This window comes from Pseudobutyrivibrio sp. (genome assembly GCF_017471675.1).
GTDB lineage: Bacteria > Bacillota > Clostridia > Lachnospirales > Lachnospiraceae > Pseudobutyrivibrio.
This window is the reverse complement of the sequence record NZ_JAFUSK010000056.1, coordinates 1-16,567: the sequence shown is the minus strand read 5'-3', so window position 1 is coordinate 16,567 and position 16,567 is coordinate 1. Positions and strand designations below refer to the sequence as shown.

Genomic DNA, 16,567 nt, shown 5'->3' with positions numbered 1-16,567 from the left:
AAGTAATGGATTCAGTAGGTATGAAAACTATGAGCGCTGTTAAAACTAAATCAATCACTTTAGAAAAAACAAACACAAGAAGAAAACACAAGAAAATTTCTGGTCCAGATTTGGCCTTTAGAATTTGCAATGGAATCTTCATGCTTTTATTCGTAATAATTACTTTATACCCAGTGTTAAATACACTTGCTATCTCACTTAATGATGGTACAGATGCACTTCGTGGTGGAATTCACTTAGTACCACGTGTATTTACCTGGAAGAACTACCAGACAGTACTTGAGAAGGACAACCTTATCGCTGGTGCTATCGTAACAGTTGCAAGAACAGTCATTGGTACATTACTTGCTCTTGTAACAAATGCAATTCTTGCATTTATCGTTAGCCGTAAGAACTTTATGTTTGCTAAGCCATTGTCACTGTTTTGGGTAATTACAATGTATGTTAATGGTGGATTAATTCCAACCTTTCTTCTGTTTAAATCCCTCGGGCTTACAAATAGCTTTGCTGTTTATGTAGTACCTGGAATGTTATCTGCCTTTAACATGTTAGTTATAAGAACCTATATGAGAGGTATTCCTGACAGTTTGGAAGAGTCTGCGCAGCTTGATGGTGCTGGCTATACTACAATCTTCCTAAAAATCATTTCTCCATTATGCAAGCCAGTTTATGCAACTGTTGCACTCTTCGTGGCTGTAGGACAGTGGAACTCATGGTTCGATGCAATGCTTTATAACAGAATGCGTAGCGATTTAACAACATTACAGTACGAGCTTATGAAGCTCCTTTCATCAGTTACAAACCAGAGCGCATCAGCTGAGTCAATGAAGAACTCTACAGGAACAGTAACCCCTACTTCTGTAAGAGCCGCAGCTACAATTATTACAATGCTTCCTATCATTTGTATCTACCCATTCCTTCAGCGTTACTTCGTAACCGGACTTACGTTAGGTGGAGTAAAGGAATAATATATACATTATAAAATTTAAGTGAGCATAATCTTGCTTAGAAGCAATAAAGCCCTTAGGTGAGCATAATCTAGTTAACAAGCTATTAATTTTTCGAACGAGACATAAGTCGAGTGAGGAATATTAATGCTTGTGAACGTAAGATTATGCGGACTAACTTCAGCAAGATTATGCGGGCTTTGGAGACTATATATGCGTAATGTTTTTTTAGAGATTGGAAAATCTCAGGCTGAGATAGATGCTCGCGTAGAAGAGACATTTAACGAGATTTTTTACGGAGCCAATAACTTTTATGGTACTACGGCTGACGGTACCATGGGATTTCTTATAGACACGGGTAACAACGACACCCGTACTGAGGGAATTTCTTATGGCATGATGATGTGTGTCCAGCTAGACAAGAAAAAAGAATTCGACCAGCTTTGGAACTGGGCAATGACAAAGATGTATCTGGATGAGGGAGAAAATAAAGGATACTTCGCTTGGTCAGTGGCAACTGACGGAAATAAAAATGCTTTTGGACCAGCTCCTGACGGAGAGGAATTTTTTGCAATGTCACTTATTTTTGCCAGCCACAGATGGGGCGATGGTGAAGGTATTTATGACTATAGCCATCAGGCAAAAGAGTTGCTTAGGACATGCATCCATCATGAAGAACTTTATGGTGGACACAACATGTGGACAGATGACGGGCTAATCAAGTTCGTTCCAGGACTGGATTTTACAGATCCATCTTACCATCTGCCACATTTCTATGATTTGTTTGCAGAAAACTGCTATGAAGAGGATAGGTTATTCTGGAAAACAGCAGCTAAGGCTAGTAGAGAATATCTAAAGAAGGCTTGCCATCCCGTTACAGGTCTTTCAGCAGAATATAGCTACTATGATGGAAAGCCATATCCTGACCATGAGCATTTTGGTGGACGTCACGATTGGTTCTATAGTGACGCATATCGCACCATTGCAAACATAGGATTAGCTTATGAGTGGGAATCAAAGGATTCCGATTTTGATAGATTTTGCAGGGAAACTGCAAATAATTTACAACGCTTCTTCTTCACTCTTCCCTCTGATAAAAACAGAGGTATATATGAAATCGACGGCACTATATTAGAGGGCACAGCCCTTCATCCAATTGGCTTGACTGCCACCATCGCCCAGGCGAGCTTGGCAGCGGATGGAGAGTACGCCCTTGCTGCTGTCGAAGAATTTTGGAACACCCCTCTTAGAACAGGAGAGCGCAGATATTACGACAACTGTCTGTATATGTTTGCCATGCTTGCTCTAAGCGGTAAGTACAAAAAATATTAATAAAGATTTCTTTTGCCACCGGATATAGCCGGTGGCTTTTTTAATGCAAAAAGATTAGTTGGTCAGATTGCCCACCTTTGTTATGACACTGTTAAAAACATAAGTCAATTCGCTAATAGAATATAATTTTATAAATTGTTATAATATATAACGAATTAGATATTTCGGAGGATTAATATGAGACTCTCCCAATTATTAGAGTTTGACAATATTATAGTGCAATGTCACAACAATCCAGATGCAGATGCACTTGCATCTGGTTTTGCTGTTTTAAAATATTTACGGGATAATGGCAAGAATGTCAGGTTTGTTTATGGCGGTAATTTTGAGATAGCCAAGAGCAATCTAAAGCTTATGATTGCCGACCTTGGTATAGATGTTGATTATGTTAAGACACAGGATGAATTGGCTAAGCTGCTTGGTCTTAAGGAAGGGGAATTCCCAGACCTTCTTATTACAGTGGACGGCCAATATTTAGAAGGCAATATCCAAAAATTTACTGCAAAGAATATTGCTATTATCGACCATCATCAGGTGGAAGGTCCTCTTCCTAAGCTTTCCGAGGTAAGGAGCTATCAGGCTAGCTGTGCCACAGTAGTGTGGGATTTGCTAAAGCTTGAAGGGATAGATGTTAATGCTGATATTAAGCTTTCTACGGCCCTTTATTATGGTCTTCTTACCGATAGTAATAATTTCTCAGAGTTACATCATCCTATAGACATGGATATGCGAGATGAGCTTAAGTTTAGCTCATCCATCATCACTAAGTTCAAGAACTCCAACATCTCCCAGGAGGAGCTTCGCATTGCAGGAATAGCACTGCTTGGCTCAGAATATTACAGGGACAATCATTACGCAATAGTTAAGACTGATCCATGTGACCCTAATGTGCTGGGTATCATTTCAGATATGCTTCTAGAGGTTGAGGATGTTGAGTGCTGCCTGGTTTATTCTATCCATGAGGGTAGCATTAAGATTTCTGTTAGAAGCTGTGTCAAGGAAGTTAAGGCAGACGAGCTGGCTCAGTTTATCTGCGAAGGTGTAGGAAATGGTGGCGGCCATACCGTCAAGGCCGGTGGTTCCATCCAAAGAAGGCTGCTTGAGATACAGGAGCTTGATTACACACCACCATCTATTCAGCAGTTCTTCAGAAGTAGAATGCAGGATTACTTCTATAATAATGAGATTATTTATGCTACTGAGTACGAGATGGATTTGTCTGGCATGAAGCGCTATGCAAGAAAATCTTTAAAGGCAGGCTACATTGTTGCTACAGATGTATTGCCTGTTGGAGCTAAGGCGGTTATTCGTACCATTCAAGGAGATGTTAAGGTAGAGGTAGAGGAAGATACTATCATCGTAATAGGAATACGAGGAGAAGTTTCTGCTATCTCAAAATCCCAGTTCGATAAGTATTTTGAAAAAGATTCATCTGAGTATATTTATCCTGGAGAATATATTCCTACAATCCGAAGTGATGAAGATGGCAGGATACTAGAGCTCATACCATACGCCCACAGCTGTCTCACTGCAGGCGATAGTATGATGTTTGCTAAGGAATTAAACAATAGAACCAAGGTATTTACAAAGCATGATACTGAGAAGTACCTACTTGGTAAGCCTGGCGATTATATAGGTGTGTTGGAAGATAACACATCAGAGATATTCATCTTCGAACGTGAAATCTTCCATAAGATTTTTGATTTAATCTAGTTAGAAAGAAACAATGGAAAAACCATCCTTCAGGCCAGGGACTTGCAAATAAGATTTAACATCAAGTACCCTTTTTGTGAGTTTGTGGCCTGTCTGGGTAAATCCATCAGATTCCACTTCGTTAAATGTAATATCATTGCCATCTTCAATACCACGTCTATCAGTAACATGATACTTAACAACGCCGCTTGCGATGCGGGCAAATTCTGCTTTTGAGACAAGAACACTCACTTCCACATTGCCACCGGCAGCGCCAGTTTTAAGGGTATTTGTATCAGCAAAAAACTGACGACCAAGCTCATCTGCCTTACTTCCGTTCATAGCCTCATTTAAACCTTTGATAAGATCTTCTCTTCCTGCCATGGCAACCTCCTAAATAATAAAAATTTACCAACTAGTATTAATAGAATACAATGTATCTTTGAAGAATCTGTGATAAAATATTGAAAGATTGTACTAAGAGAATAAATTATTGGAGGAAGAATAATGGCAAAGGAATTAATGTCTAGAGACCAGGTAAAGGTTGAAGATACCTGGAATGTTAATGACGTATATGAAACAGAGGAATTATGGGAAGCTGATGTAAAGCTTGTTAACGATAAGCTTGAAGAACTAACAAAGTTTGCAGGCAAGGTTTGCGAAAGCGCAAATACTCTTCTTAAGGTTTTAGAGGAGACAGCTTTCGTAGAAGAGAAGGTTGAGAAGGCATATTTTTATTCAGCAAGACTTTTTGATGAAGATCAGGGCAATTCTAAGCATAGAAGCATGAACCAGAAAATGGTTTCATTGTATGCAAAAATGGAATCAGATTTGTCATTTATCACACCAGAAATATTAGCCTGCGACAGCGCAAAGCTAGAGCAGTTCTACAATGAAGAAGCCGGACTTGAGCTTTATAAAAAGGAGATTAAGGAAATCGTTAGATTAAAGGCTCACACATTATCAGCAGAGCTTGAAAAGGTTGTTGCCATGACAGCAGAAATGTCAAACACACCTGGAGAAGTATATGAAGCATTCACAAACATCGACCTTACATTCCCTAATGTGAAGGACGAAAACGGTGAAGAGTCAGCTCTTACAAACGGTAATTTCGTTCCATTTTTGATGTCAGCTGACAGAAACGTTAGAGAGAACGTTTTCAAGGCTTACTATGGCACAATGAAAGGTTATTTAAATACATTTGCTGCAGCTTACAGTGGCGAAGTTAAGCAGCGTATGTTCTATTCTCGCGTTAGAAATTACGAATCAAATCGTAAGGCAGCTGTTGATGCAAACAACGTATCACCAGAGGTTTACGATAACTTAGTTAAGACTGTAAACGCTAACTTGGATAAGCTTCACGCTTATGTATCTCTTCGTAAGAAGTGCTTAGGCGTAGATGAGCTTCATATGTACGATATCTACACACCTATGATTGCAGATGTTGCAAAGAAGGTAACCTACAAGGAGGCTCAGGAGACAATCTGCAAGGCTCTTTCAGTGTTAGGTGATGACTATGTTGCACTTCTTAAGGAAGGCTTCGCAAACAGATGGATTGATGTATATGAGAACAAGGGCAAGCGGGGTGGAGCTTATTCTGACACAGCATACGGTGTTCACCCATACATGCTTTTAAACTATCACGATACCTTCGATGATATGTTTACAACAGCTCACGAAATGGGCCACAGCATGCACAGCCATTATTCAAATGAAGCACAGCCATTTATCTACTCACACTACAAGATTTTCGTTGCTGAGGTTGCATCTACATGTAACGAAATCCTCTTATTAGAGTACTTACTTAAGAACTGCACTGACAAAAAAGAGAGAGCTTATCTTCTTAATCACTATCTTGATAGCTTCAAGGGTACAGTATACCGTCAGACACAGTTTGCAGAATTTGAAAAAATCACAAACGAAATGGTAGAAAAGGGCGAGAGCCTTAACGCTGAAAATCTTTCGTCCCTATATAAGGACATAAACGCACGTTATTATGGACCAGATATGATTTCAGACGATGAAATTGCATACGAGTGGGCACGTATTCCTCACTTCTATTACAATTTCTACGTTTATCAGTATGCAACCAGCTTCTGTGCAGCAGTAGCCATTGCAGACATGATACTTACTGAGGGTGAGCCAGCAGTTGCCCGTTACAAGAAGTTTCTTTCATCAGGCTGTACCGATGCCCCAGTTGAGCTTCTTAAGATTGCCGGAGTTGACCTAACCACCCCAGCCCCAATCGAAGCCGCCCTTCGCAAGATGGGCACCATCGTCGACGAACTTTCGACTCTTGTTTAATTTCGTAAATCGTCGATGATAAAGTAGTAAATTTAGATGAGCAAGATGAAAACAAGTTATACCTAACCTTGGCAAGCGCGAGCAGGGAGGCACCATGCCTGACCATGGGTGGGGGCCCACGCCGGCGGGCTCCCATGGTTAGGTATGGAGGGTGCCCTGCGGGAGCATGTAAACCTTCAAATAACTTGTTTGCAGCTTGCGGACTATAGAGGTATTTAATGAGTTTTGTACATTTACACACACATACAGAGTATTCGCTGCTGGATGGCTCTAATAAGATAAAGTCTTATGTTAAGAAGTGCCTAGATCTTGGCATGACCGCAGCCGCCATCACAGACCACGGCAACATGTATGGCGTAACCAAATTTTATGATGAGTGCATGGCCCAGGGCCTTAAGCCTATTATTGGCTGTGAGGTCTATGTGGCTCCAGGCTCCAGATTTGATAGAGAAATGGTAAAGGGTGAGGATAGATACTATCACCTTATTTTGCTTGCAGAAAATGACTTGGGCTACCATAATCTTATGAAGATTGTATCTGTAGGTTATGTGGAGGGCTTTTATTATAAGCCACGTGTAGATTTCGAAACTATCGAGAAATACCACGAGGGTATTATCTGCCTTTCTGCCTGCCTGGCAGGAGAGGTAGCCAGAGCTTTAAATCGTGGGGATTATGAAGAGGCTAAGAGGGTTGCCATTCAGTATAGGGATTGCTTTGGTGCTAATAACTATTTCCTTGAGATGCAGGATCATGGTATTGCAGAACAGCAAAATGTTAATCAGGGTTTGCTGCGTCTTTCCAAGGAGACTGGTATTCCTCTTGTGGCTACTAACGATTGCCACTATACCAATAAAGAGGATGCTTATAGCCATGATGTGCTTCTTTGTATTCAGACAGCAGCAAGGCTTGACGACGTAGATAGAATGCGCTTTGAAACAGAGGAGTTCTACGTTAAGTCTGAGGAGGAGATGCTAGAGCTGTTCCCTTATGCCAAGGAGGCAGTTTATCGTACTCAGGAGATAGCAGATAGATGTAATGTTGAGATTCAGTATCACATTGCAGGCTTGCCTCCTTTTGCTGTGCCAGAGGGCTATAATGCCTGGACATATCTTAATAAGATTTGCTTTGATGGTCTTAAGGAACGCTATAAAGAAAAGGCTAAGGATTACGAGGAACGTCTGACTTATGAGCTTAACACCATTAAGGAAATGGGGTATGTGGAATACTTCCTTATTGTGTGGGATTTCATTAATTATGCCAGAACCCATGGTATTCCTGTAGGCCCAGGGCGTGGTTCTGCGGCAGGTTCCCTTATCAGCTACACCACAGGTATCACCGATATCGATCCTATGGAATACAAGCTGGTTTTCGAGCGTTTCCTTAATCCTGAGCGTGTATCCATGCCTGATATTGATACGGATTTTGACCCGGAAGGCCGTGAAGAGGTAATCGATTATGTCCGTAAAAAGTACGGTGATGACTGCGTAACACAGATTGTTACCTTCGGTACACTTAAGCCTAAGAGCGTGGTGCAGGATGTTGGAAGAGTAATGGGGCTGCCAATTCCTTTTACCAATAGCATCAAGAAGCTTATTCCAGATGCTATTCCTGAGAAAAAGGTTACAATCGAAACAGCATTAGCCTATAGCCCTGAGCTTAAGGCAATTTACGAAAGTGACGACCAGGTTCGCCAGCTCCTTGATATATGCAAAAGCTTGGAAGGACTGCCACGTAACACTGGCGTGCATGCAGCAGGTGTTGTTATTTCTGGCAAGCCTACTGTAGAGTACATGCCGCTTGCACTTGGTAAGGGGGATGTTATCATCACCCAGTACGAAAAGGAAGTAATCGAGGATATCGGACTTCTTAAGATGGACTTCCTTGGGCTTCGAAACCTTACTGTTATCAGTGACACTATCAAGCAGGTGGAGAAAAACTATAATATCAAGCTTGATATGCATGAGATAGATTATAACGACCCGGCTGTAATGGAGCTTTTTGCTGATGGCAAGACAGAGGGTGTATTCCAGTTTGAATCCTCTGGAATGAAGGGACTTTTAAAGCAACTTAATCCTACTCACATCGGGGACCTTGTACTTGCTAATGCAGTTTACAGACCAGGTCCTATGGATTTCATTCCTGACATCATCGAATGTAAGAATACTGGCAAGCAGTCTCCATTTATCGAGAAGTTCCCACTTCTTAAGGATGTGCTTTCTGATACTTACGGCTTTCCTGTTTATCAGGAGCAGGTTATGCAGATTATGACTACCTGTGCCGGATTTACCATGGGTCGTGCCGATAATGTAAGACGATTCATGAGTAAGAAGAAAAGGGATAAGCTTGCAGCAGAACGTCCTGCCTTCGTGCAGGGATGTTTTGAGACAAACGGAATCAGTGAAGCAGATGCAGGCTGGCTTTTCGACCAGCTTATGCCTTTCGCAGAGTACGGATTTAATAAATCTCACGCTGTTGCATATTCTTACGTGGCAGTGCAGACAGCATACCTTAAGAAATATTACCCACTAGAGTACATGGCATCTCTGATGACATCAGTGCTTAACAGCAGTACAAAGATTGCAGAATATATAGCAGAATGTAGGGAGGCTGGAATCAAGCTCCTTCCACCTGATGTTAATTATGGAGAGGCTGATTTCTCTGTTGATAATGGCAGCATCCGCTATGGTCTTTCTGCTATCAAGTCAGTGGGTGGCAGCACTGTCCTTTCTATAATAGAGGAAAGAGAGAAAAACGGTCTTTACCGTGATCTTGAGGATTTCATTACCCGCGTTAGCAAATACGATGCCAACAAGCGTACAGTAGAAAACCTGATTAAGGCAGGTGCTTTAGATACATTAGATGGCAACCGCAGACAAAAGATTCTTATCTACCAGCAGATAATGGATTCTGTCAGCCATAACAAAAAGAACACTATGGAAGGCCAGATGTCCCTGTTTGATTTTGCCACTGACGAGCAAAAGGAAGAGCTTAAGGTTCAGCTTCCACAGGCAGACGAATTCCCTAAGGAGCTTATGCTTGCCTTTGAAAAGGAGCTGATGGGAGTATACGTAAGTGGCCATCCTTTGGATGATTACATCCCAATCTTAGAGAAAAATGTTACAGCCCACGCCAGCGAATTTATGTCAGATGCTGATGGAGATGATGAGGGTGCACTTAGCGGCGAGGAATCATACGCCAGCATCAAGGATGGTGCAGAGGTTGTAGTGGGCGGAATCATTATGGATTCCACTGTAAAATACACAAAAAATGGCAAGGCAATGTCATTTATAAATATCGAAGATTTAACAGGTGCTTTGGAGGTTATCGTATTTCCAAACAGTTTTGAGAAATCCCGCGCTCTCATTACAGAGGGAAACAAGGTATTTATCAAGGGCCATGTTCAAAACGAAGATGAGCGTGGTGCTAAGCTTATTTGTGACGACATCAAATCCTTTGATGATTGCTCTAGAGAAATCTGGATTCAGTTTGCCAATAAAGATATTTATAGCGCCAGTGAAGGCCAGCTTCTTGATACAATCCGTGAAATGGACGGTAACGATAGTCTTGTTATTTACCTTACAGAAGAGAAGGCTGTTAAGCGCATGGGCGCAAATTGCAGCCTGGCCGCTTCTTTGGATAACCTTTCAACTCTCCGTGGATTATACGGTGAAGACAACGTAAAGGTTGTGGATAAAAAGATTGAATTCGAAAAAACACGCCGCAGGTATTAGTAGCTGCCCCTATTCCCAAATTCTATGAAGAATAGCAAAAAATTTGTGAGAATAGGGGTAGTTTTTTACATGTTATATATTGAAAACGTTGCCAAAAGAGGATAAAATAGGATGGAATTATTATGAAGAGGGATTCATTTTAGGAGGATTTATAAAAATGGCAGATAAGGTAAACACAATCGGTGTTCTTACCTCAGGTGGCGATGCCCCTGGTATGAATGCTGCAATTCGTGCGGTTGTTCGTCAGGCTATTGCAAGAGGAAAGAAAGTTAAAGGTATTAGAAGAGGATACGCTGGATTATTATCTGGCGAAATTATAGATATGAACGCTCACAGCGTTTCAGAAACTATTCAGCGCGGTGGTACTATTCTTCAGACAGCTCGTTGTTTAGAGATGCTTGATCCTGAATATCAGGAGAAGGCTGCTAAGAACGCTATCGCAGCTGGTATTGATGGCCTTGTAGTAATCGGTGGTGACGGTTCTTTCAAGGGTGCTCAGAAGATTTCTAAGTTCGGAATTAATACAATCGGTCTTCCAGGTACTATCGACCTTGATATCGCTTGTACAGAATACACTATTGGTTTCGATACAGCTGTTAACACAGCTATGGAAGCTATTGATAAGGTTCGTGATACATCTACATCACACGAGCGTTGCTCTATCATCGAGGTTATGGGTCGTGGAGCTGGTTACATCGCTCTTTGGTGCGGTATTGCTAACGGTGCTGAGGATGTTCTTCTTCCAGAAAGATATGATTATGATGAGCAGAAGCTTGTTAATCACATCATCGAAGGCCGTAAGAAGGGTAAGCAGCATCATATCATCATCAATGCTGAGGGTATTGGTCATTCAACATCTATGGCTAAGCGTATTGAGGCAGCCACAGGTATTGAGACACGTGCTACTATCCTTGGTCACATGCAGCGTGGTGGTTCACCTACATGTAAGGATCGTGTTTACGCATCTACAATGGGTGCTAAGGCAGTTGATCTTCTTTGCGAAGGTAAGACAAACCGCGTAGTTGGTTACAGACATGGTGAGTTTGTTGATTTCGATATTGACGAGGCACTTGCTATGAAGAAGGACGTTGACGAATATCAGTATCAGATTTGCAAATCTTTGAACAATGATTACAAGTACTAATAACAATCAGATCAAAAACATAATTGCACTTAACAAAAAAGCCAGAGAGCGTAAAGCTCAAAGGCTTTTTGTGGTTGAGGGAATCAGGGCTGTCCTGGAGGTTCCAGGAGAGCTTCTTTCTGCTGTCTATTATATTGAGGGTTTTGCAGCCTCAGTAGAGGGCAAAGAGTTCATTAACGATATTATCGAAAAGGCTCCTTCAGCTTCCATTGAAGAGGTTACAGCGAATGTCTTTAAATCCATGTGCGATACTGTAACACCACAGGGTGTGCTTGCAGTTGTTAGGATGCAGGACTTCACACTTCAGGATGTGCTTGGAATTGGCTCTAAGAAGCCAGCCCATGTGGTGATTTTAGAAACATTGCAGGACCCTGGCAATATGGGCACCATCATCCGTACGGCAGAGGGGGCAGGCGCTACAGGAATTATTATCAATTCCACTTCTGTAGATTTATACTCCCCTAAGGTAGTTCGCTCAACAATGGGCAGTATTTTTAGAGTGCCACATATTATAGTGCAAGACCTTGCTGCTACCATTAAGCAGCTTGAAGATGAATACGGGGTAGATGTATATGCAGCCCATCTTAAAGGCTATCGCTATTATGATGAGATGGATTTCACAGGGCCTACAGCCTTCATGATAGGTAACGAGGGCAATGGCTTATCTGACGAGATTTCAGAGCTTGCCACAAGCTACCTAAAGATTCCGATGGAGGGGCAGTTAGAATCTCTAAATGCATCAGTTGCAGCCAGCCTTCTAATGTACGAGACACATCGCCAGAGGAAATAGATTTAGGATAAATGTCAATGCAAATTGGCATTTATTTTTTATGCGAATGGATATATTATATTAGGTATTAAGGGACATAATGTATAAGGATAGTTAGGGTTATGATAGGAACTAGATTTCAGCGGAAAAATCAAGAGGAAAAAATGAGAGTCTCATTTGATTTAGATGAGGTTCTGTTTGTTTCGCCTGTGACCCACAAGACAGAGGCACCGCTGCGCTTTCCTTTTAATTTGATATACAAGGAAAGACTTAGACTGGGAACACCGGAACTTATAAACGAACTGCAACGTCTTGGCTATGAAGTATGGGTTTACACATCTTCATTTAGAACAGAAAGGTATATTAAAGGCTTGTTTAAGCACTACAAGGTTCATTTTGATGGCATAATAAATGCACAGCGCCATCTGAAGGAAGTGCAAAGGGATAATAAGATGATACTTCCCCAAAAACTGCCAAGCAGATATAGAATATCATTGCATATTGATGATGAAAATGTTGTATGTAATATGGGACCACAGTATGGTTTTAAAACATATCAGCTTGATGCAGAGGATGATGAATGGAAGGATAAAATAATTAAAAGGGTAGAGCATATTAAGAATTTACCTAGGTAAAGGTTATTATGCTTGGAGGATAATGTTATGCGTATATGGTTTAAATCATGGAAAGACAATCACATGCTGCATGATTTTATGGTGGAGGATGAGTCTGATGAAACTCGCACCCATAAGATATTTAATGCTGTAGACAAGGCATGTTATGAGTTTGATACAAGTAAGCCGGTATGGCTTGATTCAACTATTAGGGAATTCAAGCGTCATGGCAAGGCCAGATTTGGCAGCGACAATTTTGTGGATGATATCCCATTTGATTATTTAGAGATTCATGTTATAGAAGAAGATTAGTTTTCCATGTGTGGGATTAGAGGTGTTTATGAATAAAAAATCCGTTGATTTGTTAAATGGGTCAATTGTAAGGGGGATGATTCAGTTTTGCATCCCTCTTTTTATCGGTCAACTTTTGCAGCAGCTTTACAACATAGCTGATGCCTGGGTTGTGGGAAATTTTGCAGAGAGTAATGCTTTTGCTGCTATCAGTTCTGGCGGTGCGTTAAGCTTTTTTATTGTAGGATTCTTTGGCGGCATGGGCGCCGGCGGTGGAATCATCATCAGCCGATACTTTGGTGCAAAGGATGAGGAAAATGTTGTTAATTCAATTCATAGCAATGTTTTGTTTGCACTTATCTGTTCTGCAGTGGCTACAGTTATCGGTTTAATATTTGTTCCTGTTATGCTTCGAATAATAGATACCCCAGCAGAGGTACTGCCATATAGCTTACAGTATTTTAGGATTTATTTTGGCGGAATTTCTACCATCGTTTTGTACAATACATTTATGAATATAATGAGGTCAGTGGGAGATAGCTTCCATCCACTTATATATTTACTTGTTTCATCGGTGATTAATGTAGTGTTGGATTTATATTTTGTAGCATATTTGCACACAGGTGTAGTAGGCGCTGCAGCAGCTACAGTTATTTCCCAGGGATTATCAGCGCTATTATGCTTCATACGCTTACTTAGAATCACTGATTACACAGGAGTAAAGCTTTCGAAGATATTTATCTGGCATCCACATATCATTAGGCAAATCCTGGTACAGGGGCTTCCTATGGGGCTACAGAATTCAGTAATCTCTATTGGAAATATTGTGGTGCAGAAGAACATTAATGCATTTGGTCCACATGCCATGAATGGAATGGGGGCCTATGCCAAGATAGAAGGATTTGTATTCCTTCCAATCAACAGCATTTCCATGGCTGTGCCTACATTTATTAGTCAAAACCTTGGCGCTAGAAAGTACGATAGAGCAAAGCAGGGTGCTCGTTTTAGTTTAGTTGTTGGAGTTGTTCTTGCAGAGGTGATAGGCTTAGTATTCTATCTGTTTGCTGATCCGCTCCTTGGTATATTTATTAAGGATGCAGATGATATTTTGTATGGTCACATGCAGGTTGCAACAGTTGCATTTTTCTATTGCCTGCTTGCATACTCACACTGCGCCGCTGGTGTAATGCGAGGCGCTGGTAAATCAATTATTCCTATGGTTACCATGCTCACCTTCTGGTGCGGAGTGAGAATTGTCTACGTTACCATAGCAGTTCATTTTATACCTAAGTTTACTACCATCAGCTGGTGCTATCCTCTTACCTGGGCTTGCTCAACTATCGTATTTACGATATGGCTTCTTACCCAGGATTGGACCCACGCCTACGATACCCAGCACGTTTGGCATTCGTAGGGGCGGGAGATGGCTTTCGGGAGCATAAAAAAACTATACCGCCGCCTATCCTCGTAAATTTAACAAAGACTTAATAATTTTTAGCGTGATTTTATGGTATAATATAATTGAGTAAATAAGGGGAGCTGATTCACAGTGGATATTGGTATGTTTCCTGATGACGGAGTCAATTCATGGAACACTGTCATGCTTTTGTATGAATCAGCCATCAAAAAATTCCGTACTAAAGTTGAGATTTTGAATGATGAATTTCAGCAGGTGCATCAATATAATCCAATTGAATACATCAAAACAAGAGTTAAGACACCAGAGAGTATTGTAAAAAAGCTTAAGAAGAATGGATACGAAATCTCCATTCCTAATATGATAGAGCATTGTAATGATATTGCCGGTGTAAGAATAGTTTGTTCCTTCACATCTGATATTTATCAAATAGCAGAAATGATTGGAAGACAAACTGATGTAACAGTAGTTTCAATAAAGGACTATATCAAGAATCCTAAGCCATCTGGATACAAGAGCTATCACATGCTCGTTACTATTCCAATCTATCTTTCAGATAAGACTGTAGACACAAAGGTAGAAATACAGATTCGTACTATTGGAATGGATTTTTGGGCCAGCCTAGAGCACAAGATTTATTACAAGTTCGAGGGTAATGCTCCAGATTATATCAGCCGTGATTTGCGTGAATGTTCTGAGATTGTTTCCATGATGGATACCAAGATGCTTCAGCTTAACAACGCCATTATGCAGACTAAGCTTGAGGAGGAAGAAAAGCTTAAGGCTGAGCGCAGACACAAAAATAACTGGAAAGAAAATATCTAGTATACTATAATATGAACTGTCGTGTATTACGGCAGTTCATTTTTTATGGAGGATATTTATGTTAGAAATATTAAAAGCCATATTATTTGGCGTAGTTGAAGGAATCACAGAGTGGCTTCCAATCAGTAGTACAGGTCACATGATTCTTCTTGATGAAATAGTTAAGCTTAATGTTTCAGAGGAATTCTACAGCATGTTCCAGGTAGTAATTCAGCTTGGCGCAATCCTTGCAGTAGTTTTAATCTTCTGGAATAAGATTTGGCCATTCGGTAAGAAAAACAATCAGGCTCCACTTTCTAAGACAGGTGTTGGTGCATGGGTTAAGACAGATATTTTTGTTCTTTGGTTCCACATTCTTGTGTCTTGCGTGCCAGCTGCTGTTGTCGGGCTTCTTTGGGATGATTTATTCGAAGCGCTTTTTTATAATTACACTACAGTAGCAATTATGCTTATCATTTTTGGTGTAGCATTTATCGTAGTTGAGAATATGAAAGCAGGCCACAGCGCCAAGATTAATGCAGTGGCAGATATCACATACACAACAGCATTTTTGATTGGTATGTTCCAGCTTATCGCTGCTATTTTCCCTGGCACATCCCGCTCTGGAGCAACCATCGTCGGCGCCCTCTTAATTGGTGTGTCACGTACAGTTGCAGCAGAGTACACATTTTATCTTGCCATCCCTGTTATGTTTGGCGCCAGCCTTCTTAAGATTCTTAAGTTCGGCTTCAGCTTCACAGCCATGGAGGCAGCCATCCTTCTTGTAGGCATGGTAGTTGCATTTGTTGTATCTATGTTTGTAATCAAGTTCTTAATGGGCTATATCAAAAAGCACGATTTCAAGGTGTTTGGCTGGTATCGAATCGTCCTCGGTATCGTCGTCCTTGCCTGCGGTATCGTAGGGGTAATTGGCTAATATTTTTGTCTGGCATTTAAATATTGATAATTATTCTGTCACAGCAGATATGAAAAGATGGCTTTTCTATATCTGCTGTGACATTTTTTATTACCATTTCGCGCCTTCGCAGCTCTGCTGGGTGTTCTTCTGTCACAAGGTCAACGAAGAATATGGGTTTGTTGCCCCTCTTGTGACAGTGCAGATCTACAAAGTCCTAGTTTCTGTCACAAGGTCAACGAAGAATGTGGGTTTTCCGTCCCTCCTGTGACAGAAAATGCCTACAAAGCCCTATATTCTGTCACAAGCCCAACGAAAACACTGGGTTTGTGAAGTTTCCAGTGACATAATCTATATAAGTTTTAAGAGATTCTGTCACAGAGTCAACGAAAGCATAGGCTTCACAGAGAATCATGTGACAGAAAATCTATACAGATATTATTGTGAAATAAGGATAGGAGTCTTGTATATCGAATATGTATAAATAACAGCTGAAAAATTGTTATAAATAGCCAATTGAATTGATATATATATATATAAATATATAATGATTTTCGGGAGAGTATGCAATGACATCTTTTTTAAGGAGGATTGAAGGCATGCTTA

At 40.8% G+C, this 16,567-nt stretch carries 13 protein-coding genes; 12 read left to right on the top strand and 1 reads right to left on the bottom strand.

Features of this window, described 5'->3' with window-relative positions:
* Positions 1-29: 29 nt before the first annotated feature.
* The 3 genes from IJ535_RS09195 to IJ535_RS09185 all read left to right on the top strand — a co-directional run bounded on the left by IJ535_RS09195 (position 30) and on the right by IJ535_RS09185 (position 3,992).
* Positions 30-968, top strand: a complete 939-nt coding sequence (locus tag IJ535_RS09195; RefSeq protein ID WP_294301712.1) for a carbohydrate ABC transporter permease — start codon at positions 30-32, stop codon at positions 966-968.
* 192 nt (positions 969-1,160) lie between these two features.
* Complete coding sequence (locus IJ535_RS09190) at positions 1,161-2,279, top strand: glycosyl hydrolase family 8 (protein WP_294301653.1); 1,119 nt, start codon at positions 1,161-1,163, stop codon at positions 2,277-2,279.
* 177 nt (positions 2,280-2,456) lie between these two features.
* Positions 2,457-3,992: a DHH family phosphoesterase gene (locus tag IJ535_RS09185; protein ID WP_294301651.1), complete on the top strand. Its 1,536-nt coding sequence runs from the start codon at positions 2,457-2,459 to the stop codon at positions 3,990-3,992.
* On the opposite strand, the gene IJ535_RS09180 is transcribed toward IJ535_RS09185, so the two are convergent.
* Positions 3,993-4,355 (bottom strand): hypothetical protein, encoded by a 363-nt coding sequence (locus IJ535_RS09180; RefSeq protein WP_294301649.1) that lies wholly within the window; start codon positions 4,353-4,355, stop codon positions 3,993-3,995.
* Between the two features lie 123 nt (positions 4,356-4,478).
* Between IJ535_RS09180 and pepF the strand changes: the two genes are divergently transcribed.
* The 9 genes from pepF to IJ535_RS09135 all read left to right on the top strand — a co-directional run bounded on the left by pepF (position 4,479) and on the right by IJ535_RS09135 (position 15,982).
* Positions 4,479-6,275: an oligoendopeptidase F gene (gene pepF, locus IJ535_RS09175; protein ID WP_294301646.1), complete on the top strand. Its 1,797-nt coding sequence runs from the start codon at positions 4,479-4,481 to the stop codon at positions 6,273-6,275.
* A gap of 218 nt (positions 6,276-6,493) precedes the next feature.
* Positions 6,494-10,006 carry a DNA polymerase III subunit alpha gene (locus IJ535_RS09170; protein ID WP_294301644.1) on the top strand — a complete coding sequence of 1,171 codons (3,513 nt, stop codon included), beginning with the start codon at positions 6,494-6,496 and terminating at the stop codon, positions 10,004-10,006.
* 157 nt (positions 10,007-10,163) lie between these two features.
* Positions 10,164-11,150, top strand: a complete 987-nt coding sequence (pfkA, locus tag IJ535_RS09165) for a 6-phosphofructokinase (protein ID WP_294301641.1) — start codon at positions 10,164-10,166, stop codon at positions 11,148-11,150.
* Positions 11,134-11,940, top strand: coding sequence for a TrmH family RNA methyltransferase (locus IJ535_RS09160; RefSeq protein WP_294301635.1), 807 nt, complete (start codon positions 11,134-11,136; stop codon positions 11,938-11,940). Before pfkA ends, IJ535_RS09160 begins: the two co-directional genes overlap by 17 nt.
* A gap of 143 nt (positions 11,941-12,083) precedes the next feature.
* Complete coding sequence (locus IJ535_RS09155) at positions 12,084-12,554, top strand: HAD family hydrolase (RefSeq protein WP_294301632.1); 471 nt, start codon at positions 12,084-12,086, stop codon at positions 12,552-12,554.
* A gap of 27 nt (positions 12,555-12,581) precedes the next feature.
* A complete protein-coding gene (locus IJ535_RS09150) occupies positions 12,582-12,845 on the top strand; it encodes a hypothetical protein (RefSeq protein ID WP_294290001.1) in 264 nt (87 codons plus the stop codon).
* A 28-nt stretch (positions 12,846-12,873) separates the two neighbouring features.
* The gene (locus tag IJ535_RS09145; protein ID WP_294301629.1) at positions 12,874-14,238 is read left to right on the top strand and encodes an MATE family efflux transporter; all 1,365 of its coding nucleotides are present in this window, start codon (positions 12,874-12,876) and stop codon (positions 14,236-14,238) included.
* Between the two features lie 147 nt (positions 14,239-14,385).
* Positions 14,386-15,066 carry a GTP pyrophosphokinase gene (locus IJ535_RS09140; protein WP_294290019.1) on the top strand — a complete coding sequence of 227 codons (681 nt, stop codon included), beginning with the start codon at positions 14,386-14,388 and terminating at the stop codon, positions 15,064-15,066.
* Between the two features lie 58 nt (positions 15,067-15,124).
* Entirely contained in the window at positions 15,125-15,982 is an 858-nt protein-coding gene (locus IJ535_RS09135; RefSeq protein ID WP_330619568.1) for an undecaprenyl-diphosphate phosphatase, read from the top strand.
* The last annotated feature ends 585 nt before the right edge of the window (positions 15,983-16,567 follow it).